The 24,689-nt window shown below is 61.8% G+C and carries 7 protein-coding genes; 6 read left to right on the forward strand and 1 reads right to left on the reverse strand.

Annotated features, from left to right (window positions below):
* Positions 1-77: 77 nt before the first annotated feature.
* The gene (locus tag ACEN9A_RS00070) at positions 78-16,307 is read right to left on the reverse strand and encodes a LapA family giant adhesin (RefSeq protein ID WP_258671856.1); all 16,230 of its coding nucleotides are present in this window, start codon (positions 16,305-16,307) and stop codon (positions 78-80) included.
* Between the two features lie 356 nt (positions 16,308-16,663).
* Here ACEN9A_RS00070 and ACEN9A_RS00075 point away from each other — a divergent pair, with 356 nt between their 5' ends.
* From ACEN9A_RS00075 to ACEN9A_RS00100, 6 genes are all read left to right on the forward strand, one after another.
* On the forward strand, positions 16,664-18,016 hold the full coding sequence (locus tag ACEN9A_RS00075; RefSeq protein WP_019651589.1) for a TolC family outer membrane protein: 1,353 nt from the start codon (positions 16,664-16,666) through the stop codon (positions 18,014-18,016).
* Positions 18,017-18,055: 39 nt separating this feature from the next.
* Positions 18,056-20,212 (forward strand): type I secretion system permease/ATPase, encoded by a 2,157-nt coding sequence (locus tag ACEN9A_RS00080; protein WP_258671858.1) that lies wholly within the window; start codon positions 18,056-18,058, stop codon positions 20,210-20,212.
* Positions 20,202-21,569 (forward strand): HlyD family type I secretion periplasmic adaptor subunit, encoded by a 1,368-nt coding sequence (locus ACEN9A_RS00085; RefSeq protein ID WP_019651587.1) that lies wholly within the window; start codon positions 20,202-20,204, stop codon positions 21,567-21,569. Before ACEN9A_RS00080 ends, ACEN9A_RS00085 begins: the two co-directional genes overlap by 11 nt.
* 289 nt (positions 21,570-21,858) lie before the next feature.
* Positions 21,859-22,770: a TauD/TfdA dioxygenase family protein gene (locus ACEN9A_RS00090; protein WP_258671860.1), complete on the forward strand. Its 912-nt coding sequence runs from the start codon at positions 21,859-21,861 to the stop codon at positions 22,768-22,770.
* A gap of 15 nt (positions 22,771-22,785) precedes the next feature.
* Positions 22,786-23,811 (forward strand): ABC transporter substrate-binding protein, encoded by a 1,026-nt coding sequence (locus ACEN9A_RS00095; protein ID WP_086944200.1) that lies wholly within the window; start codon positions 22,786-22,788, stop codon positions 23,809-23,811.
* A 5-nt stretch (positions 23,812-23,816) separates the two neighbouring features.
* Positions 23,817-24,677 carry an ABC transporter ATP-binding protein gene (locus ACEN9A_RS00100; RefSeq protein ID WP_258671861.1) on the forward strand — a complete coding sequence of 287 codons (861 nt, stop codon included), beginning with the start codon at positions 23,817-23,819 and terminating at the stop codon, positions 24,675-24,677.
* Positions 24,678-24,689 lie beyond the last annotated feature (12 nt).

The following is a 24,689-nucleotide window of genomic DNA, read 5'->3' on the forward strand; positions in this document are numbered from 1 at the left end:
GCGACGACGGAATCGTCACCCGTGAGGTGTGGGCATACATGACGGCCGCCCGGTTGGGGCGGCCGTCAGCCTGCGTATCAGCTGTTGTTGTGATCGATCTTGATGGTCGGATCACTGCCGGCGATCAACGAGTTGATGCTGGCGCTGGACCAATTGTTACCTTCCAGTTTGATCGTCACGTCCGGGGTTGCCGCTGCGGTGTCGGCGCCGTTGAACTTGCCGGCGGAACTGACTTGCAGGGACGACACGCCGTCCACGGTGGTGATCTTCAGGAAGTGGTCGATTGTGCTGCCGCTTTCACCCTGCAACAAATCACGCAGGTCGATGCGGTCGCCTTCGCTGGCCTTGAAGTCCTTGATTACATCGCTGCCGGTGTCGCCAGCCTTCCAGATGAAGGTGTCGGCACCCGAGCCGCCAATCAGGATGTCGTTGCCTTGACCGCCGATCAACGAGTCATTGCCGGTACCGCCGAGCAGGATGTCATTGCCCTTGCCGCCGTCGAGGAGGTCATTGCCGCCCTGGCCAAAGAGAATGTCATTGCCTGCGCCACCCAGCAGCGTGTCGTTACCATCGTGAGCGCCAGACACGTCGAACGCGGTGTAGTGCTCGGTGATGTACTGGTGCACGTTGCTGGTGGTGACTTTGCTGACGTCGACGCCGGTTTGCTGGGCGACGAATGCCTGCATCGCCTGATAACCCTCGCCGGCAATGCCATTGAAGCTCACCAGATCGCCGAACAGGAGGTCGTTGCCGTCACCGCCGCTGACCGTGTCGGCACCCGGCATTGTCGCTTCGGTATGGCCGATGATCGAGTTGGCCAGGTCTTTCGGATCGATGTTGGTTTGTGGCGTTTGATCCGAGTCGTAGGGCTTGAGGTCGGTGAGGGTGACGTCTGTGTTCAGGCCGATCGCTTCCACCGTCGACACGTTGCTCAGCAATGCGAAGCCGCTGGAGGAGTTGTCGATGGCGGTGGAATCGGTGCTGTAGCCGGTGCCATCACGATAGGACAGCTCGTAGGTGCCGTTACCCTCGGCATGCAGGGTGCCCAGTTCTGAGCTGTTCCAGTGCCCCGAGTTTTTCTGAGTCTGCAGCGTGACGTTGCCGGCGCTGTCGATGGTCAGGTAGTGAGTGCTGTCCAGATAGCCGGAATAGGTCTGCCCCAACTTGTAATTGGTGGTGGTGATGACGTCATCGAGCTTCACGTTGCCGTACAAGGTCGGGTTGGTTTGCTCGCCGCTCTGGTAGTAGGTCGGCTTGCCGTCGGTGATGAAGTACGTGAGGTTTTTCGCGCCAGTATTGGCAATGGCGTCGGCGCTCTGGAACCAGTTGGCCGTGGTTTTGAACACGTCCTCGTAGTTGGTGCCGCCACCGGACGACATTGAGTCCAGTACGGATTTGAGCAAGGTCAGCGCGTTCGGGTCGTTCAGGTTCACCGACACCGATTTGTTGACCTGGGTATCGAAGTCCACCAGGAAAATTTTCACGGTCCCGGAGTTGCCGCCCAGGCTTTGCTTGAGGGTGTTGAACACCGCCGTCAGCGAATCCTTGGCCGCGCTGATCGAGGAGGCACTCATGCTGCCCGAGCTGTCGACCATGAATGCGATGTTGTAGTTGGTGCCCGGCACCACGGTCAGCCCGCCGATGTCGGCGACCATGATGTCGTTGCCGTCGGTGCCGGTGATCGTGTCGTCGGCCGCCGTGGCGGTCACGGCGTTGTAGACCGACGGGTACACCGTGACCGGGATCTGCGCGGTGCTCAGTGCCGAACCGCCGAGTGCTTCGGTGGACGTCGAGGTGACAGTCAGGGTGAACTGGCCGTTGTAGTACGGCGGTGGGGTGACGGTCAGGCTGCCGAGGTTCCAGCCGGTGACATTGGCTTCGCCATTGGTGGTTGTGAAGGTGTGGCCCGCGCCATCGCTGAGCACCGAGCCCGCCGGCATGCCGCTGATTTTCACGCTCAGGCTTTCAGAGCCGTCGGTGTCGGTCAGTGCGGTTTTGATCGCGGACAGGTGAACGCTGGTGCCTTCGGCGCCTTCGTTGAGTTTGTAGCCGTCGTAGTAGCCTTCGCCATTGGTGCCGTGCAGGTCGGAAACCGTCACGCCAGAGGCGGCCAGATCCGTCACTCCGGTGTACAGCGGCAAGCCGGCGCTGCTCAGGTCGACCGCTGTACCGCCGTTGACCGACAGGTTGACGTCATAGCTGCCGGGGCCACTCTGGTTGTGGTGGTAGATGTCCAGGGTGTAGTAACCGCTGGTGGTCGGGGTGAACGAACCATTCAGCTTGCCGCCTGCACCCCAAGTCGTCGCGGCCACGTTCTTGCCACCGATGGTCACCAACAGGCTGTCATCGCCGGTACCGCTGAAGGTGTACGTCTTGCCGGCTTCCAGGTAGATCAGGCCGGATGTTTTCGAGGCCGTGCCGGCGGTGACGCCGCCATCGGACTGAACGTTGGTCACGGTGCCGGTGGAGTTCGGGGTGCCTGCGGCGTCGATGACCGATTTCAGCGTGCCGGACGACGCGCCGCTGCCATCGGTGCCCAGGCCAGACAGACCGGTCCAGACTTCCTTGACCAGGCCGGTGGACTTGACGCTGTTATCCGCGACGCTCAGGGATGGCGCGTCGGCAACCGGCGTGATGTCGATTTTCACCGTGCCGGTGTTGCCCAGCAGTTGACCGTCGGTTGGCTGGAACTTGATCTGCGCGTAGTCCGCCTGGTTATTGCCCGCACCGCTGCCACCATAGCCGTCAACGCCCGATTCGTTGGCATCCGGCGTGAAGCGCAACTTGCCGGCGTCGATGTCGGCCTTGCTGATGGTCTGGTTGGTCGCTACGTCTTTCCAGGTCGCACCGTCCAGGTACTGCAATTTGCCTTCGCCCGGCAGCTGAGTGATTTTCACCCCCAGGTTGGCGGCCGGACTGTCGACATCGCTGACGCCGAAGGTCGACCAGCCGAGGATCAGCGGGGTGTCTTCGGTACCGGTGACGTTAACCGGCGCGGCGGTCGGCGCGTCGTTTACGGCCACCACGTTGACGGTGGTGGTTGCGGTGTTGGAGTAATTGCTGCCATCGGTCACCGTCACGGTGATGATCCGTGGCACGGTGCTCGGATCCTCACTGCTGTTGGTGAAGCTGATGTTTTTGATCTGCTGCATGTAGTCGGCCAGCGTCGCGTTGCCCGACAGGGTCAGGGTGACCGTGCCGTTCTGGCTGTTGGCATTGATGCTGATGCCATTGACGCTGTTGCCCAGGTTCAGCGCATCGCCCGGCTGACGGTTGGTCAGCACGATGGTGGCGCCGGTCAGCATCGTGCTGTCCGGGTCGGTGATGCTCAGGTCGGTGTCGCCGATCGAGACGCCCTGGCCGGTGGTGCCTTCGGTGAAGGTCACGTTGTAGTTGGCCCCGGTGGCGCCGCTGGAGTTGTTGGCGTCCAGGTCGAGAACCGGCGCGGCATCGTTGTCGATGATCGAGGTGCTGACGCTGCCGTTGGTGCTGCTGACCGCGAGGTTTTCGAAGTTGCCGCCGGTGGCCGAGTCGATCTTGACCACGAAGTTCTCGGTACCCTCGGTGAGCTTGTCGTCCAGCGTCGCGACGTTGAAGCTCGCGCTGCTGGCGCCGGCCGGGATCTTCACGGTGTACACGCCGGTGAAGTCCGAACCGTCGGCGGCGGTACCGCTGTAGACGATTTTCAGGGTCACTTCAGTCTGCGCCGGGTGGGTCAGGCTGACGGTGTAGCTGGCGGTCTGGCCTTCGGTCACCGAGGTGCTGCCGCTGATGCTGACTTCGGTTTTGTCGATGGTATCGGTGACGGTGGTGACTGCCGGGGCAGTGCTCGGCACCAGGTTTTCGAAACTGCCACCGGTGGCGGTGGAAATGGTGGCCTGGACCGTACCGGCATCTTTGTAAACGTCATCGGATGGAGCCGGGACGGTCACGGTGCCGGTGGTTTTACCGGCATCGATGGTGATCACGGCGCCGTTGCTCAGGGTCACGGTGACCGGAGTGCCGGCGGCATTGGTCAGGGTCGCGGTGTAAACGATGGAACCACCTTCGGCTACCGAGTTGGATGCGCTCAGGCTGAGGTTGGTGGTGTCGACGGTGTCGGTCACAGTGGTGCTGACCGGCGTTTTGTCCGCCACCAGGTTCTCGTAATTGCCGCCGCTGACGTTGGTGATCGAGTTGGTCAGCGGAGCATGGCCGGTCAATGCGTCGTTCGGCGCGGCGGTGGTCACGGTACCGGTGGTTTTGCCGACATCGATGGTGATCGTCTGGCCGTTGGCCAGGGACACGGTGACCGGGCTACCGGTCACTGGCGCACCGACGGTTGCGGTGTAAGTGACGGTGCCGCCTTCGGCTGCCGAAGCGGTGGCATTCAGGGTCACGGTCGTGGTGTCGATCGTGTCAGTAATGGTGGTCACTGCCGGGGCAGTGCTCGGCACCAGGTTCTCGAAACTGCCACCGGTGGCGGTGGAGATGGTCGCTTGGACCGTACCGGCATCTTTGTAAACGTCATCGGATGGAGCCGGGACAGTCACGGCGCCGGTGGTTTTGCCGGCGTCGATGGTGATTACGGCGCCGTTGCTCAGGGTCACGGTGACCGGAGTGCCGGCGGCGTTGGTCAGGGTCGCGGTGTAAGTGATCTGGCCGCCTTCGGCCACCGAGTTGGTTGCGCTCAGGCTGAGGGTGGTGGTGTCGACGGTGTCGGTCACGGTGGTGCTGACCGGCGTTTTGTCCGCCACCAGATTCTCGTAGTTGCCACCGCTGACGCTGGTGATCGAGTTGGTCAGCGGAGCATGGCCGGTCAATGCGTCGTTCGGCGCGGCGGTGGTCACGGTACCGGTGGTTTTGCCGACGTCGATGGTGATCGTCTGGCCGTTGGCCAGGGACACTGTGACCGGGCTACCAGTCACTGGCGCACCGACGGTTGCGGTGTAAGTGACGGTGCCGCCTTCGGCGACGTTCGCGGTTGCAGTCAGCGAAACGGTGCTGGTATCGATGGTGTCGGTAACGGTGGTCACTGCCGGGGCAGTGCTCGGCACCAGGTTTTCGAAATTGCCACCGGTGGCGGTGGAGATGGTCGCCTGGACCGTACCGGCATCTTTGTAAACGTCATCGGATGGAGCCGGGACGGTCACGGTGCCGGTGGTTTTACCAGCGTCGATGGTGATCACGGCGCCGTTGCTCAGCGTCACGGTCACGGGTGTGCCGGCGGCGTTGGTCAGGGTCGCGGTGTAAGTGATCTGGCCACCTTCGGCTACCGAGTTGGTCGCACTCAGGCTGAGGTTGGTGGTGTCGACGGTGTCGGTCACGGTGGTGCTGACCGGCGTTTTGTCCGCCACCAGGTTTTCGTAATTGCCGCCGCTGACGTTGGTGATCGAGTTGGTCAGCGGAGCGTGGCCAGTCAATGCGTCGTTCGGCGCGGCGGTGGTCACGGTACCGGTGGTTTTGCCGACATCGATGGTGATCGTCTGGCCGTTGGCCAGGGACACGGTGACCGGGCTACCAGTCACTGGCGCACCGACGGTTGCGGTGTAAGTGACGGTGCCGCCTTCGGCTGCCGAAGCGGTGGCATTCAGGGTCACGGTCGTGGTGTCGATCGTGTCAGTAATGGTGGTCACTGCCGGGGCAGTGCTCGGCACCAGGTTCTCGAAACTGCCACCGGTGGCGGTGGAGATGGTGGCCTGGACCGTACCGGCATCTTTGTAAACGTCATCGGATGGAGCCGGAACGGTCACGGTGCCGGTGGTTTTGCCGGCGTCGATGGTGATCACGGCGCCGTTGCTCAGGGTCACGGTGACCGGAGTGCCGGCGGCGTTGGTCAGGGTCGCGGTGTAGACGATGGAACCGCCTTCAGCCACCGAGTCGGTCGCGCTCAGGCTGAGGGTCGTGGTGTCGACGGTGTCGGTCACGGTGGTGCTGACCGGCGTTTTGTCCGCCACCAGGTTCTCGTAATTGCCGCCGCTGACGTTGGTGATCGAGTTGGTCAGCGGAGCGTGGCCAGTCAATGCGTCGTTCGGCGCGGCGGTGGTCACGGTACCGGTGGTTTTGCCGACGTCGATGGTGATCGTCTGGCCGTTGGTCAGGGACACTGTGACCGGGCTACCAGTCACTGGCGCACCGACGGTTGCGGTGTAAGTGACGGTGCCGCCTTCGGCGACGTTCGCGGTCGCAGTCAGCGAAACAGTGCTGGTGTCGATGGTGTCGTTGACGGTGGTGACCGCTGCCGCTGGGCTGGTGGCCAGGTTCTCGAAGTTGCCGCCGGTGGCGTCTTTGATGGTCGTTTCAATGGTTCCGGCGTCTTTATAGACGTCGTCCTTCGGCGCATCGACGGTTACGGAACCGGTGGTTTTGCCTGCTTCGATGGTGATGACGGCACCGTTGCTCAGCGTCACGGTGACCGGCGTGCCGGCGGCGTTGGTCAGGGTCGCGGTGTAAACGATGGAGCCGCCTTCGGCCACCGAGTCGGTCGCGCTCAGGCTGAGGGTCGTGGTGTCCGGTGTGTCGGTCACCGAGGTGTCCGCCGACTTGCCGTCGACTTCCAGCTTCTCGTAGTTGCCGCCCTTGGCGTCGTCGATCTTGACACTTAGCGAACCGCCACCGGCCAAGGCATCGTTCGGTGCGGTGAAGTTGACGCTGGCGCTGCTCGAGCCGACCGGGATGGTGATGGTCTGGCCATTGGACAGGGTCACAACCACTGGCGAGCCGGTCACCGGAGCAGTGACGGACGCGGTGTACACCACGGTCCCACCTTCGGCGACGTTCGCGGTTGCAGTCAGCGAAACGGTGCTGGTATCGATGGTGTCGGTGACGGTGGTGACTGCCGGGGCAGTGCTCGGCACCAGGTTTTCGAAATTGCCACCGGTGGCGGTGGAGATGGTGGCCTGGACCGTACCGGCATCTTTGTAAACGTCATCGGATGGAGCCGGGACGGTCACGGAGCCGGTGGTTTTGCCCGCTTCGATGGTGATCACGGCGCCGTTGCTCAGGGTCACGGTCACGGGTGTGCCGGCGGCATTGGTCAGGGTCGCGGTGTAAACGATGGAACCGCCTTCAGCCACCGAGTCAGTTGCGCTCAGGCTGAGGTTGGTGGTGTCCGGTGTGTCGGTCACCAAGGTGTCCGCCGACTTGCCGTCGACTTCCAGCTTCTCGTAGTTGCCGCCCTTGGCGTCGTCGATCTTGACGCTCAAGGAGTTGCCGCCTGCGAGGGCGTCGTTGGGTGCAACGAAATTGACAGAACCGCTGCTGGCGCCAACCGGAATGGTGATGGTCTGGCCGTTGGACAGGGTCACCACCACTGGCGAACCGGTGACTGGCGCGGACACGGACGCGGTGTACACCACGGTGCCGCCTTCAGCGACGTTCGCAGTCGCAGTCAGCGAAACGGTGCTGTTGTCGATGGTATCGGTGACGGTGGTGACTGCCGGGGAGGTGCTTGGCACCAGGTTCTCGAAGTTGCCACCGGTTGCGTCTTTGATGGTCGTTTCAATGGTTCCGGCGTCTTTATAGACGTCGTCCTTCGGCGCATCGACGGTTACGGAGCCGGTGGTTTTACCCGCTTCGATGGTGATGACGGCGCCGTTGCTCAGGGTCACGGTCACTGGCGTGCCGGCGGCATTGGTCAGGGTCGCGGTGTAGACGATGGAACCGCCTTCAGCCACCGAGTCGGTCGCGCTCAGGCTGAGGGTCGTGGTGTCGACGGTGTCGGTCACGGTGGTGCTGACCGGCGTTTTGTCCGCCACCAGGCTCTCGTAATTGCCGCCGCTGACGTTGGTGATCGAGTTGGTCAGCGGAGCGTGGCCATTCAATGCGTCGTTCGGCGCGGCGGTGGTCACGGTACCGGTGGTTTTGCCGACGTCGATGGTGATCGTCTGGCCGTTGGCCAGGGACACGGTGACCGGGCTACCAGTCACTGGCGCACCGACGGTTGCGGTGTAAGTGACGGTGCCGCCTTCGGCTGCCGAAGCGGTGGCATTCAGGGTCACGGTCGTGGTGTCGATCGTGTCAGTAATGGTGGTCACTGCCGGGGCAGTGCTCGGCACCAGGTTTTCGAAATTGCCACCGGTGGCGGTGGAGATGGTCGCCTGGACCGTGCCCGCATCTTTGTAAACGTCATCGGATGGAGCCGGAACGGTCACGGTGCCGGTGGTTTTACCAGCGTCGATGGTGATCACGGCACCGTTGCTCAAGGTCACGGTGACCGGAGTGCCGGCGGCATTGGTCAAGGTTGCGGTGTAAACGATGGAACCACCTTCGGCGACCGAGTCAGTTGCCGACAGGCTGAGAGTCGTGGTGTCCGGTGTGTCGGTCACCGAGGTATCCGCCGACTTGCCGTCGACTTCCAGCTTCTCGTAGTTGCCGCCCTTGGCGTCGTCGATCTTCACGCTCAAGGAGTTGCCGCCGGCCAACGCGTCGTTGGGTGCAACAAAATTGACAGAACCGCTGCTGGCGCCAACCGGAATGGTGATGGTCTGGCCGTTGGACAGGGTCACGACGACTGGCGAACCGGTGACCGGGGCCGACACGGAAGCCGTGTAAACCACGGTGCCGCCTTCGGCGACGTTCGCGGTCGCAGTCAGCGAAACGGTGCTGGTGTCGATGGTATCGGTGACGGTGGTGACCGCCGGGGTAGTGCTCGGCACCAGGTTCTCGAAATTGCCGCCGGTGGCGGTGGAGATGGTGGCCTGGACCGTGCCGGCGTCTTTGTAGACGTCATCGGATGGAGCGGGGACGGTTACGGAGCCGGTGGTTTTACCGGCGTCGATGGTGATCACCGCGCCGTTGCTCAGCGTCACGGTGACCGGCGTGCCGGCGGCATTGGTCAGGGTCGCGGTGTAAACAATCGAGCCGCCTTCAGCCACCGAGTCGGTCGCGCTCAGGCTGAGAGTCGTGGTGTCCGGCGTGTCGGTCACCAAGGTGTCCGCCGACTTGCCGTCGACTTCCAGCTTCTCGTAGTTGCCGCCCTTGGCGTCGTCGATCTTCACGCTCAAGGAGTTGCCGCCGGCCAACGCGTCGTTGGGTGCAACAAAATTGACAGAACCGCTGCTGGCGCCAACCGGAATGGTGATGGTCTGGCCGTTAGACAGGGTCACGACGACTGGCGAACCGGTGACTGGCGCGGACACGGACGCGGTGTACACCACGGTGCCGCCTTCAGCGACGTTCGCAGTCGCAGTCAGCGAAACGGTGCTGGTGTCGATGGTATCGATGACGGTGGTGACCGCCGGGGTAGTGCTCGGCACCAGGTTCTCGAAATTGCCACCGGTGGCGGTGGAGATGGTGGCCTGGACCGTGCCGGCGTCTTTGTAAACGTCATCGGACGGTGCCGGGACAGTGACGGTGCCGGTGGTTTTGCCGGCATCGATGGTGATCACGGCGCCGTTGCTCAAAGTCACGGTGACCGGTGTGCCAGCAGCATTGGTCAGGGTCGCGGTGTAAACGATGGAACCACCTTCGGCCACCGAGTCGGTCGCGCTCAGGCTGAGGGTGGTGGTGTCCGGCGTGTCGGTCACCGAGGTATCCGCCGACTTGCCGTCGACTTCCAGCTTCTCGTAGTTGCCGCCCTTGGCGTCGTCGATCTTGACGCTCAGGGAACTGCCGCCGGCCAAGGCGTCGTTGGGCGCGGTGAAGTTGACGCTGGCGCTGCTCGAGCCAACCGGGATGGTGATGGTCTGGCCGTTGGACAGGGTCACAACCACTGGCGAACCAGTGACCGGAGCAGTGACGGAAGCGGTGTACACCACAGTGCCGCCTTCGGCGACGTTTGCGGTGGCAGTCAGCGAAACGGTGCTGGTATCGATGGTGTCGGTGACGGTGGTGACTGCCGGGGCAGTGCTCGGCACCAGGTTTTCGAAATTGCCGCCGGTGGCGGTGGAGATGGTCGCCTGGACCGTGCCGGCGTCTTTGTAGACGTCATCGGATGGAGCGGGGACGGTCACGGTGCCGGTGGTTTTACCGGCATCGATGGTGATCACGGCGCCGTTGCTCAGCGTCACGGTCACTGGTGTGCCGGCGGCGTTGCTCAAGGTGGCGGTATAAACAATGGAACCGCCTTCAGCCACCGAGTCGGTTGCCGACAGGCTGAGGGTGGTGGTGTCCGGTGTGTCGGTCACCGAGGTATCCGCCGATTTGCCGTCGACTTCCAGCTTCTCGTAGTTGCCGCCCTTGGCGTCGTCGATCTTCACGCTCAAGGAGTTGCCGCCGGCCAACGCGTCGTTGGGTGCAACAAAATTGACAGAACCGCTGCTGGCGCCAACCGGAATGGTGATGGTCTGGCCGTTAGACAGGGTCACGACGACTGGCGAACCGGTGACCGGGGCCGACACGGAAGCCGTGTAAACCACGGTGCCGCCTTCGGCGACGTTCGCGGTCGCAGTCAGCGAAACGGTGCTGGTGTCGATGGTATCGGTGACGGTGGTGACCGCCGGGGTAGTGCTCGGCACCAGGTTCTCGAAATTGCCACCGGTGGCGGTGGAAATGGTGGCCTGGACCGTGCCGGCGTCTTTGTAAACGTCATCGGACGGTGCCGGGACAGTGACGGTGCCGGTGGTTTTGCCGGCATCGATGGTGATCACGGCGCCGTTGCTCAAAGTCACGGTGACCGGTGTGCCAGCAGCATTGGTCAGGGTCGCGGTGTAAACGATGGAACCACCTTCGGCCACCGAGTCGGTCGCGCTCAGGCTGAGGGTGGTGGTGTCCGGCGTGTCGGTCACCGAGGTATCCGCCGACTTGCCGTCGACTTCCAGCTTCTCGTAGTTGCCGCCCTTGGCGTCGTCGATCTTGACGCTCAGGGAACTGCCGCCGGCCAAGGCGTCGTTGGGCGCGGTGAAGTTGACGCTGGCGCTGCTCGAGCCAACCGGGATGGTGATGGTCTGGCCGTTGGACAGGGTCACAACCACTGGCGAACCAGTGACCGGAGCAGTGACGGAAGCGGTGTACACCACAGTGCCGCCTTCGGCGACGTTTGCGGTGGCAGTCAGCGAAACGGTGCTGGTATCGATGGTGTCGGTGACGGTGGTGACTGCCGGTGCAGTGCTCGGAACCAGGTTTTCAAAGTTACCGCCTGCGGCATCCTTGATCGTGACTTCGACTTGGCCAGCGTCCTTGTAGACGTCGTCCTTTGGTGCATCGACGGTCACGCTGCCACTGGTGGCACCGGCGGCAATGGTGATCACCGCGCCGTTGCTCAAGGTCACGGTGACCGGAGTGCCAGCGGCATTGGTCAAGGTTGCGGTGTAAACGATGGAACCGCCTTCGGCGACCGAGTCAGTTGCCGACAGGCTTAGAGTCGTGGTGTCCGGTGTGTCGGTCACCGAGGTATCCGCCGATTTGCCGTCGACTTCCAGCTTCTCGTAGTTGCCGCCCTTGGCGTCGTCGATCTTGACGCTCAGGGAACTGCCGCCGGCCAAGGCGTCGTTGGGCGCGGTGAAGTTGACGCTGGCGCTGCTCGAGCCAACCGGGATGGTGATGGTCTGGCCGTTGGACAGGGTCACAACCACTGGCGAACCAGTGACCGGAGCAGTGACGGAAGCGGTGTATACCACGGTGCCGCCTTCGGCGACGTTTGCGGTGGCAGTCAGCGAAACGGTGCTGGTGTCGATAGTGTCGTTGACGGTAGTGACCGCAGGCGTATCGCTGGTTACCAGGTTCTCGAAGTTGCCTCCGGTTGCGTCTTTGATGGTTGTTTCAATGGTTCCGGCATCTTTATAGACGTCGTCCTTCGGCGCATCGACGGTTACGGAGCCAGTGGTTTTGCCTGCTTCAATGGTGATCACGGCACCGTTGCTCAGGGTCACGGTCACTGGCGTGCCGGCGGCATTGGTCAGGGTCGCCGTATAGGTGATCTGACCGCCTTCATCTACAGCGCCGGTCGCAGTGAGCGACAGGTTGGTGGTGTCCGGTGTGTCGGTCACCGAGGTATCCGCCGACTTGCCGTCGACTTCCAGCTTCTCGTAGTTGCCGCCCTTGGCGTCGTCGATCTTGACGCTCAGGGAGTTGCCGCCGGCCAGAGCATCGTTCGGCGCGGTGAAGTTGACGCTGGCGCTGCTCGAGCCAACCGGGATGGTAATGGTCTGCCCATTGGACAGGGTCACAACCACCGGCGAACCAGTCACTGGGGCGGAGACGGACGCGGTGTATACCACGGTGCCGCCTTCGGCCACGTTCGCGGTCGCAGTCAGCGAAACAGTGCTGGTGTCGATGGTGTCGTTGACGGTGGTGACCGCTGCCGCTGGGCTGGTGGCCAGGTTTTCAAAGTTGCCGCCTGCGGCATCCTTGATGGTGACTTCGACTTGGCCAGCGTCCTTGTAGACGTCGTCCTTTGGTGCATCGACGGTCACGCTGCCGCTAGTGGCACCGGCGGCAATGGTGATCACCGCGCCGTTGCTCAAGGTCACGGTGACCGGTGTGCCGGCGGCATTGGTCAGGGTCGCGGTATAAACGATGGAACCGCCTTCGGCGACCGAGTCGGTTGCCGACAGGCTGAGGGTGGTGGTGTCCGGGGTATCAGTCACTGAGGTATCGGCCGACTTGCCGTCGACCTCCAGCTTCTCGTAGTTACCGCCCTTGGCATCGTCAATCTTGACGCTCAAGGAACCGCCACCGGCCAACGCATCGTTGGGTGCAACGAAATTGACAGAACCGCTGCTCGCGCCGACCGGAATAGTGATGGTCTGGCCGTTGGACAGAGTTACGACGACTGGCGAACCGGTGACCGGTGCCGACACGGATGCGGTGTACACCACAGTGCCACCTTCGGCGACGTTCGCCGTGGCACTCAGCGAAACGGTGCTGGTATCGATGGTGTCGTTAACGGTGGTGACCGCCGGGGTGGTGCTGGTGGCCAGGTTCTCGAAGTTGCCGCCCGCAGCATCCTTGATGGTGACTTCGACTGTGCCTGCGTCTTTATAGACGTCGTCTTTTGGCGCATCGACAGTCACGGAGCCGGTGGTTTTTCCCGCCTCAATGGTGATCACGGCGCCGTTGCTCAAGGTCACGGTGACCGGTGTGCCGGCGGCATTGGTCAGGGTCGCGGTGTAAACGATGGAGCCGCCTTCGGCCACCGAGTCGGTCGCGCTCAGGCTGAGGGTCGTGGTGTCCGGGGTATCAGTCACTGAGGTGTCGGCCGACTTGCCGTCGACTTCCAGTTTCTCGTAGTTACCGCCCTTGGCATCGTCAATCTTGACACTTAGCGAACCGCCACCGGCCAAGGCATCGTTCGGTGCGGTGAAGTTGACGCTGGCGCTGCTCGACCCAACCGGAATGGTGATGGTCTGGCCGTTGGACAGGGTCACCACCACTGGCGAACCGGTGACTGGCGCGGACACGGACGCGGTGTACACCACGGTGCCGCCTTCAGCGACGTTCGCAGTCGCAGTCAGCGAAACGGTGCTGGTGTCGATGGTATCGGTGACGGTGGTGACTGCCGGGGTGGTGCTTGGCACCAGGTTCTCGAAGTTGCCACCGGTTGCGTCTTTGATGGTCGCTTCAACGGTTCCGGCGTCTTTATAGACGTCGTCCTTCGGTGCATCGACGGTCACGGAGCCGGTGGTTTTGCCAGCGTCGATGGTGATCACGGCGCCGTTGCTCAAAGTCACGGTGACCGGTGTGCCGGCGGCGTTGGTCAGGGTCGCGGTGTAAACGATGGAGCCGCCTTCGGCCACCGAGTCGGTCGCGCTCAGGCTGAGGGTCGTGGTGTCCGGTGTGTCGGTCACCGAGGTGTCCGCCGACTTGCCGTCGACTTCCAGCTTCTCGTAGTTGCCGCCCTTGGCATCGTCGATCTTCACGCTCAAAGAACCGCCGCCAGCGAGGGCATCGTTTGGCGCAACGAAGTTGACAGAACCGCTGCTGGCACCGACCGGAATGGTGATGGTCTGGCCATTCGACAGGGTCACAACCACTGGCGAACCGGTGACCGGCGCGGACACGGACGCGGTGTATACCACGGTGCCGCCTTCGGCCACGTTCGCGGTCGCAGTCAGCGAAACAGTGCTGGTGTCGATGGTGTCGTTGACGGTAGTGACTGCCGGGGCAGTGTTAGGTACCAGATTCTCGAAATTGCCGCCCGTCGCATCCTTGATCGTCACTTCGACCTGGCCAGCATCTTTATAAACGTCATCGGCAGGGGCGGCGACGCTCACGCTGCCGGTGGTCGCGCCAGCGGCGATGGTGATCACGGCACCGTTGCTCAAGGTTACGGTGACCGGCGTGCCAGCCGGATTGGTCAGGGTTGCGGTGTACAGAATCTGACCACCTTCGGCCACTTCGGTGGACGCCGACAGGCTCAGGCCGGTGTCGTCTTTCGAGTCGGTGATGGTGGTGAGCGCCGGCTCGGTGCTCGGGGTCAGCTGCTCGAAATTACCGCCGGTGGTGCCGGTGATCGTGGTGCTGACGGTGCTGCCGTTGTTATAGACGTCGTTGGCCGGGGTATCGACGGTCACGCTGCCGGTGGTCTTGCCCGCTTCAATGGTAATGACCGAGCCATTGCTCAAGGTCACGGTCATCGGCGTGCCAGCCGGGTTGGTCAGGGTGGCGGTGTAAGTGATCTGGCCGCCTTCGACAACGGTGCTGGTGGCGCTGAGGCTCAGGCCGGTGTTGTCGATCGAGTCGGTGATGGTGGTGACGGCCGGCGTGGTGCTCGGTACGAGGTTCTCGAAGTTGCCACCGGTGGCACCGGTGATCGTGGTGCTGACGGTGCTGCCGTTGTTGTAGACGTCATTGGCTGGGGTATCGACGGTCACGCTGCCGGTGGTCTTGCCCGCTTCGATGGTAATGACCGAGCCATTGCTCAAGGTCACGGTCATCGGCGTGCCAGCAGGGTTGGTCAGGGTAGCGGTGTAAGTGATCTGGCCGCCTTCGACAACGGTGCCGGTGGCGCTGAGGCTCAGGCCGGTGTTGTCGATCGAGTCGATAATGGTGGTGACGGCCGGCGTCGGGTTCGGCACCAGGTTTTCGAAGTTACCGCCGGTAGCGCTAGTGATCGTGGTGCTGACGGTGCTGCCGTTGTTGTAGACGTCATTGGCCGGGGTTTCGACATTCACGGAGCCGGTGGTTTTTCCGGCTTCGATGGTGATGGTCGAACCGTTGGACAGGGTAACGGTGACCGGCGTCTGCGCCGGGTTGGTCAATGTCGCGGTGTAGGTGATCTGGCCGCCTTCCGTAACGCTGCCGGTGGCAGTCAGGGTCAGGCCGGTACTGTCGATCGAGTCGGTAATGGTGGTGACCGCCGGCGTCGGGTTCGGCACCAGGTTTTCGAAGTTACCGCCGGTAGCGCCAGTGATCGTGGTGCTGACGGTGCTGCCATTGTTGTAGACGTCATTGGCCGGGGTGTCGACGTTCACGGAGCCAGTGGTTTTTCCGGCTTCGATGGTGATGGTCGAGCCGTTGGACAGGGTCACGGTAACCGGTGTTTGCGCCGGGTTGGTCAGGGTCGCGGTGTAGGTGATCTGGCCACCTTCGGTGACGCTTGAACCCGCTGTCAGCGTAACGGTAGTGGTGTCGACGGTGTCGGTGACCTGGGTCACGGCCGGAGCAGTCGGCGGGGTGACCACGATACCGCTACCGCCCGTGGTGCCAGTGACGGTCACGTCGATTTGGGTCGGATCGTTATAAACAGTGTCGTTCGGCGCCAGCGGAACGTTGACGGTACCGGTGGTCTGGCCGGCTGTGATCACGATCACCGCGCCGTTGGACAGGGTGATGGTCAGGTCGGTCAGCGGCGCCTGGGTCAGGGTCGCGGTGTAAACCAGCACGCCACCGGCCTCGGTGATGGTCGGCGTGGCGCTCAGGCTCAGCGTTGATTCGCGCAGGGCATTGGTGCTGGTATCGGCCGTCTGGCCGCCGGTAGTGTTTTGTGTTGCCGACGCCGCAGTGGCGAGGCCTGCGGTCGGGAAGCCGATGGTCGGGTCGACCCGGGCAGCGGTTGCCTCCAGGGCCACGAAGCTGTGGCCGCCACCGGCAGAGCCGCCCGCGCTCGCGGCAGTAGGGCCGGCTGCAGTGGCTTCAAGAGCGGTGGTCGGGTCGACACCGGCAGCGATGGCTTGCTGCAGTTCGTCAACTGATGGCGCCGCTTGTGCAGTGGCTTGCGCAAGGTCGGTGCTGGAGTCCGGATTGCTGCCACTCCACTGAGTGTCGCGGCCCAGGTCCAGGGTCCGGCCGTCAGCCAGTTCAAGGGTAATGGCGCCGGCGGCACCCGTGTCCACCTGGTCGCCCACAAACAACCGGTCGCCTTCAACGAGTACGCGGCGGATGCCCTCTGGGGACACCGCGAAAACCTGACCAACAATGCTTTTGACGATGGCAACAACACTGCTCATTGAAGACTCTCCGGGTGTCACGTTCAGTTGACTTCCATGAACCGCTCGGGCGTGTTCGCCGATCGGGGCTGGACGTTCTTACAAAATTCGATACATAACTTTGACGCGCGAACCGTCAATAATTTGGCTATATTTTTTCGAAATTAACTTTATGCCAAACTATTGACCTTATGGGAGCCATCCTAAACAATCGTCCAAGTAATGTCACATTGATATTTAAGCGGCGACCTGTCCTACAGCGTGTGATCCAGTTCCGATTTTGAACTTTCCGACATACGGTCATTCCGGTTGCCATCATGCGATGCAGCGCCATGTTCTGCAGTGATTCAAGACAAGAAGTCCCGGGAATTCCAACTATGCGTTTGCACCTGTTCAAGGTTCTACCTTTCGCCCTTGCCGCCAGCTTTGTTCAGGCGCAGACCCTTCCACAGGCCATGCAACAGGCACTGGATGTCCATCCGGAAATCCAGGCAGGGGTCAATAGTCGGCTGGCTGCGGATTATCAATTAAAGGCTGCAAAAGGTGGATACCTGCCACGGGTCGATCTGCTGGGCGGTTATGGTCGCGAAGGCACCGACAGTGTCTCCACCCGTGCCGCTGGCGGCAGCAACCACTGGGAAACGCTGAACCGGAGCGAGTCAAGTTTACGTCTGTCACAGATGGTTTTTGACGGTTTTGCGACGTCCAGCGAAGTGGGGCGTCAACAAGCCACCGTTAATTCCCGTGCTTATTCCTTGATGGGCACCTCGGAACGCACCGCGTTGACCGTCGCTCAGGTTTATCTCGATGTGCTGACCCGCCGCGAATTCGTGCGCCTGGCCGAAGACAACCTGAAAAACCACGAACGGATTTTTGACCAGATCAAATTGCGTACCCAGCGCGGCGTGGGCAGCGGCGCCGACCTCGATCAGGCCGAAGCGCGTATGGCCCAGGCCCGCAACAACCTGATCACCGAGCAGACCAACCTGGCAGACGCCCAGACCAACTTCCTCAGTGCCGTCGGCCAAATGCCCGATCAACTGGAGCGGCCTGCCGATTTTATGGCGCTGTTGCCGGCCAACCTGAATGAAGCCCGGGCGCAGATGCTGGAAAACAGCCCGATCCTGCGTTCCGCCGAATCGGATATCGCTGCTGCCGAGAAACAGTACGAAGCCGCCAAGTCGAGCTTCTACCCGCGCTTCGATGCCGAATTGGGTCGCACCGCCGACAACGACCTCGATGGTCAGAACGGTCACAACAACGAATGGCAGGCCATGCTGCGCATGCGCTTCAATTTGTTTGCCGGTGGCAGCAACAAGGCCGATCTGGAATCCAAGTCCTATCTGTCGAACCAGGCGCTGGATATCCGCAACAACGCCCTGCGTGTGTTGAATGAAGAACTGGGCCTGGCCTGGAATGCCTTGAACAACGCCAACGCCCAAGTGCCGATCGCCCAGCAATATGTCGATCGCAGCGCCAGCGTGCGCGGTGCGTATCAGAAGCAGTTCAGCCTCGGCGAGCGAACATTGCTCGACCTGCTCGACAGTGAAAACGAGCTGTTTACGGCTTCCCGTCGGCTCGCCGAGATCAAAAACATTCAGTTATTTACTCAGTACCGAATCAAGGCGACCATGGGCGAATTGCTCAAAAGTCAGGGCGTGGTCGCACCGTTGGCATCCGTTGTGCAAAATGACGTGAAGCCCAAGGTCCAGCTGCCTGGGATGAATTGAGTCCTGCCCCATTTCAACTGTTAGCCAAGAGTGTCGAGCGTGGAATCAGAAGTCAGTCGAGTTCAACTCATCCATGATCCACGCGCGCTGCATGACGATCCGTTACTGGACGGCCTGCTAGCCCTCTGCACTTTGCACCAGAAGCCGGCCAGCGCGGCGATGCTGACCACCGGCCTGCCGTTGCCCAAACAGCGCCTGAGCGTCGAACTGCTGCCTCGTGCAGCCGCTCGCGCCGGGCTGCAAGGGCGGGTGCTGCAACGCAAACTGGAGCAGATTCCGGCAATCGCCATGCCGGCGCTGTTGTTGCTCAAGGACGGACGCAGTGCGGTGCTGCTCGGCTGGCACGGTGAAGACCAGGCCCGCTTGCTGCTCAGTGAAAGCGATGGTGGCGAAGTCTGCGTCAGTCGTGAACTGCTCGCCGACGACTACAGCGGCAAAGTGTTCTTCGCCCAACCCCAGCACAAATTCGACGTCAATCACGGCACGCTGATCCCCCGCGCGCGTTCGTGGTTTCGCGACACCCTCAAGCGTTCGCGCTGGCTGTACGTCGACGCCATCGCTGCCAGTCTGCTGATCAATATCATCGCCATGGCCGCGCCGCTGTTCGTGATGAATGTCTACGACCGCGTGGTGCCGAACCAGGCCGAATCGACCCTTTGGGTGCTGGCCATCGGCATCACCGGCGCTTATGTGTTCGACCTGATTCTCAAGAGCCTGCGCAGTCTGTGCCTGGACCTGGCCGGAAAGAAAACCGACCTGATCATTTCAGCGACGCTGTTTGAGCGCATCGTCGGCATGGCCATGAAGTACCGCCCGGCGCGGGTCGGCAGCTTTGCCCAGAACATCCATGAATTTCAGAGCCTGCGCGACTTCCTCGCGTCGCTGACCCTCACCAGCCTGATCGACCTGCCGTTTACGCTGTTGATCTTCCTGGTCATCGCGATCCTCGGCGGGCATCTGGTGTGGATTCCGGTGCTGGCGTTCCCGATTGCGTTGCTGATCGGTTATGCCTTGCAGAAGCCGCTGGTGGCGACCATGGAGCGAACCATGGCCCTGGGCGCCGAGCGCCAGTCGAGCCTGATCGAAACCCTCGCCGGTCTTGATGCGGTCAAGGTCAACAACGCTGAAAGCGAACGCCAATACCAGTGGGAACAGACTATCGGCACCCTCAGCCGCCTTGAGCTGCGGGTGAAAATGCTGTCCGGTCTGGCGATGAACATCACCTTGCTGATTCAGCAATTGGCCGGGGTGATCATGATCGTCTTCGGCGTGTACCAGATCATTGCCGGCAACCTGAGCATGGGCGGTTTGATCGCCTGTTACATGCTCAGCGGTCGTGCCCTCAGCCCGCTGGCCTCGCTGTCCGGTCTGCTGACCCGCTACCAGCAAGCCCGCGTGACCATGACCTCGGTCGATCAGATGATGGAGTTGCCCCAGGAGCGCAATTTCGACGAGCGCCCGCTGAGCCGCAAGGTCCTGCAAGGCGCCATTGAATGCCGTCAGCTGACCTTCACCTATCCGAATCAACAGAACCCCGCGCTGAAGGGCATCAACCTGACCATCAAGCCGGGCGAGAAGATCGGCATCATCGGTCGCAGCGGCTCGGGCAAAAGCTCCCTGGCCAAACTGCTGGTGGGCCTCTATCAACCGGACGACGGCGCGTTGCTGGTGGATGGTGTGGATATCCGCCAGATCGACGTCAGCGAGCTGCGCCACAACATTGGCTACGTGCCCCAGGACATCCAATTGCTCGCCGGTACGTTGCGCGACAACTTGGTGTCGGGCGCGCGCTATGTCGAAGACGAATTGGTGCTGCAAGCCGCGGAACTGGCCGGCGTCCACGAGTTCGCCCGCCTGCATCCGCAAGGCTATGAACTGCAAGTCGGTGAGCGTGGGCAGAACCTGTCCGGCGGTCAGCGCCAGAACGTGGCCCTGGCCCGAGCGCTGCTGCTCAACCCGCCGATCCTGTTGCTGGACGAACCCACCAGCGCCATGGACAACACTGGCGAAGAGCGCCTGAAACAACGCCTCGCTGCCGTGGTGGAAAACAAGACCGTGGTGCTGGTGACGCACCGGGCCTCGCTGTTGTCGCTGGTGGATCGCCTGCTGGTGATCGACCGCGGGCAGATTCTCGCCGATGGCCCGAAAGCCGCCGTGATGGAAGCGTTGAAAAAGGGGCAGATCAGTGTTGCTTAAGTCCGGGGTCAAAGAATCCATCCGCCGCTACTTCAAAGGCTCCGCGTCGCTGCAAGGCCAGCCCCTTCCCGAGGTCAACAAAGCGCTGATCGAGGACGCCCCGCGCGTGGTGCGGTTGACGATCTGGGCGATCATCGGCTTCTTCGTGTTCCTGATGCTGTGGGCCAATTTTGCGGTGATCGATGAAGTCACCAAGGGCGACGGCAAGGCGATTCCGTCGTCGAAGATCCAGAAAATCCAGAACCTTGAGGGCGGCATCGTTTCCGAGTTGTTCGTCAAGGAAGGGCAAATCGTCGAGGCTGGCGCGCCGCTGATACGTCTGGACGACACACGGTTCGCCTCCAATGTTGGCGAAACCGAGGCCGATCGGCTGTCGATGCTGTTGCGCGTGGAGCGCTTGAGCGCCGAGGTCGATGACCGCCCGTTGAATTTCCCCGCCGATGTGCTCAAAGCCGTGCCCGGCCAAGCTGCCAGCGAAGAATCGTTATACGTCAGCCGTCGTCAGCAACTGCACGATGAGATCGGTGGCTTGCAGGAGCAGTTGATCCAGAAGCAGCAGGAGCTGCGCGAGTTCACCTCCAAACAGGCCCAGTACCGCAGCGGTCTGTCCTTGCAGCGTCAGGAAATCGCCATGTCCGAGCCGTTGGTGGCTCAGGGCGCGGTATCCCCGGTCGAGGTATTGCGACTCAAGCGTGCCGAGGTCGAAACCCGCGGCCAACTGGACGCCACCACCCTGGCGATCCCTCGCGCCGAATCGGCGATCAAGGAAGTGCAGCGCAAGATCGATGAGACTCGCGGCAAATTCCGCAGCGAAGCCCTGACTCAACTCAACGAAGCACGCACCGACCTGAACAAGGCCCAGGCGACCGGCAAAGCGCTGGAAGACCGGGTCAGCCGAACGCTGGTGACATCGCCGGTACGGGGCATCGTCAACAAATTGCTGGTGAACACCATCGGTGGTGTGATTCAGCCGGGCAGCGACCTGGTGGAAATCGTGCCGCTGGACGACACCTTGCTGGTGGAAGCCAAGATTCGCCCGCAAGACATCGCCTTCCTGCATCCGGGGCAAGACGCTACGGTGAAGTTCACGGCTTACGACTACACCATTTATGGCGGGCTGAAAGCCAAGCTGGAGCAGATCGGTGCTGACACCATCACCGACGAAGACAAGAAGACCACGTACTACATCATCAAACTGCGCACCGAGCGCAGCCACCTCGGGACGGATGAAAAGCCGTTGCTGATCATTCCGGGGATGGTGGCGTCGGTGGATATCATTACTGGTAAGAAGACCATACTCAGTTATTTGCTCAAGCCGATTATCCGGGCACGCGCCGAGGCGTTGCACGAGCGGTAGTTTTAGCGGGGAGTCTGAAAAGATCGCAGCCTTCGGCAGCTCCTACAGGGTTTCGAGTACACCTGTAGGAGCTGCCGAAGGTTCGGGCCGCGTTCGGACGATCTTTTGATTTTCGGCCATATCGTTATTCGCTAACGGTATTTAAATTTAAATTCTTATACCCATAAAGTCACTTCCCTGCGTACCTGCCGACCAATCGGCGCGCCGCACGACACGAACCAACACGGGACCTCCGTGAGTTTCTGATCGACGCGCGCCCTTGAGCGCGCCGTGCGTGGGAGTGATTTTTATGTCAGCTGTCTCTTTTTCCCCAAAGCCTGAGCCAACAAGCGCCGCCACCCTCGCGTCGCAAGCCTTCGAAATCCGCCCGTTCAGCGGCGCCGTCGGTGCCGAAATCATCGGCCTGGATTTGTCCCGCCCAATCAATCACCAGGACTTCTCCCGAATCCACCGTGCGCACCTGGATCATCACGTGGTGGTGTTCCGCGACCAGCGTATAACCCCTGAACAGCAGATCGCCTTCAGCCGCCGTTTCGGCGTGTTGCAGATCCATGTACTCAAGCAATTCCTGCTCGCCGGGCATCCGGAAATCCTCATCGTTTCCAACATCATCGAAAACGGCCAATCCATCGGCCTCGGTGATGCCGGCAAGTTCTGGCACTCCGATCTCTCTTATAAAGAACTGCCGAGTCTGGGCTCGATGCTGCATGCCCAGGAGCTGCCCTCCGAAGGCGGCGACACGCTGTTTGCCGACATGCACAAAGCCTGGGACAGCCTGCCCGAGGCGCTGCGTAAAGCCGTCGAAGGTCGTTCGGCCGCGCACTCCTACACGGCGCGTTACAGCGAGAGCAAATTCGAGGGCAACTGGCGTCCGACCCTGACGCCGGAGCAACTGGCTCAGGTCGCTGAAGTTGTTCATCCGATCGTCCGCACCCATCCGGAAAACGGCCGCAAGGCGTTGTTCGTCAGCGAGGGCTTCACCACCCGCATCGTCGGTTTGCCGGAAGACGAGAGCAAACAATTGCTCGACGAGCTCTACGCCCACAGCGTGTTGCCGCAAAACATTTACCGCCATCAATGGCAGGCCCACGACCTGGTGTTCTGGGACAACCGCTCGCTGATTCACCTCGCCGCCGGATGCCCCAGCCATCTGCGCCGCAAGTTGTATCGCACCACCATCCAGGGCGACGCGCCTTTCTGATTTCGGAGAACCCTCATGTCCAAACGTCTTCCATTTGCACCGTTGGCCGCCGCTATCGGCCTGGGTTTCAGCCTGCTCGCCGGCAGCCTGGTGGCGCCGACCGTGGCCCACGCCGAGGGTGAAATTCGTATCGCCGAACAATTCGGCATCGTTTATCTGCTGCTCAACGTGGTGCGCGATCAGAACCTGATCGAGAAATACGGCAAGCAGGAAGGCATCGACATCAAGGTCGATTGGACCCAGCTCTCCGGCGGCTCGGCGGTCAACGATGCGTTGCTCTCCGGCTCCATCGACATTGCCGGTGCCGGCGTCGGGCCGCTGCTGACCATCTGGGACCGCACTCACGGCAAACAGAACGTCAAGGCCGTGGCTTCCCTGGGCAACTTCCCTTACTACCTGGTGAGCAACAATCCAAAGGTCAAAACCATCGCTGACTTCACCGAAAAGGACCGCATTGCGGTGCCGGCGGTCGGGGTGTCGGTGCAGTCGCGCTTCCTGCAATACGCAGCAGCCAAGCAATGGGGCGACAAAGAATTCAATCGCCTCGACAAGTACACCATCGCCGTTCCGCACCCGGATGCCACTGCGGCACTGATCGCTGGCGGCACCGAGTTGACCGGGCACTTCTCCAACCCGCCATTCCAGGATCAGGCGCTGGAAAACCCCAGCGTGCACGTGGTGCTGAACACCTACGACCTGCTCGGCCCGAATTCGCCGACCGTGTTGTTCGCCACCGAGAAATTCCGCAACGAGAACCCGAAAACCTATAAAGCCTTCATCGCGGCGCTGACCGAAGCGGCCGAGTTTGCGCAGAGCGATAAAGGCGCGGCGGCCGACACATACATCCGTGTCACCAAGGCAAAAATCGACCGTGCGGCGTTGCTGAAAATCATCGACAACCCGCAGTTCGAATTTACCGTCACGCCGAAAAACACTTACCCACTGGCCGAGTTCCTCTACCGCGTCGGCGCGATCAAAAACAAACCGGATTCGTGGAAGGATTACTTCTTCCAGGATGCCAAGCCGCTGCAAGGGAGCTGATCGACATGAACGCCCCCTTGCAAGGCCACACGGCCAGCAATCCGATCGCGGCCGCGCAAGCGCTGCTGTCGGTCGACAAGGTCAGCCTGGAATACCGCACGCCCGCGCGTGTGGTTCGAGCGACCCATCAGGTCAGTTTCGAGATCGATCCGGCGGACCGCTTTGTGTTGCTCGGTCCGTCCGGCTGCGGCAAATCGACGTTGCTCAAGGCGATCGCCGGGTTTATCCCGCCCTGTGAGGGCGAGATTCGCCTGCAAGGCCAGCGGGTCGATGCGCCAGGGCCGGACCGGATCGTGGTGTTCCAGGAGTTCGATCAGCTGCCGCCGTGGAAAACCGTCAAACAGAACGTGATGTTTCCGCTGCTCGCTTCCAAAACCCTCAAGCGCAAAGAGGCTGAAGAGCGGGCGCTGCATTATCTGGACAAGGTCGGTCTGGCGGCGTTTGCCGATGCCTATCCGCATACCTTGTCTGGCGGCATGAAAGCTCGGGTGGCGATTGCCCGGGCGTTGGCGATGCAACCGAAAATCCTGTTGATGGATGAACCCTTCGCCGCCCTCGACGCGCTGACCCGACGCAAGATGCAGGAGGAGTTGCTGCTGCTTTGGGAAGAGGTGCGTTTCACGCTGCTGTTCGTTACTCACTCCATCGAAGAGGCGTTGGTGGTGGGCAATCGGATTCTGCTGCTGTCGCCTCATCCGGGACGGGTACGAGCCGAAGTCCACAGCCATCAATACGATTTGCACAGCCTCGGCGGCGTGGCGTTCCAGGAATCGGCGCGGCGGATTCATCGGCTGTTGTTCGATGAAGGCCAGTCCCCGGAAACCGCGCGTGAGCTGGATTTCGCTGACATTCGCATCGCTTATTGAGCCATTGAGAGG

Source organism: Pseudomonas sp. Pseusp18, assembly GCF_059506005.1.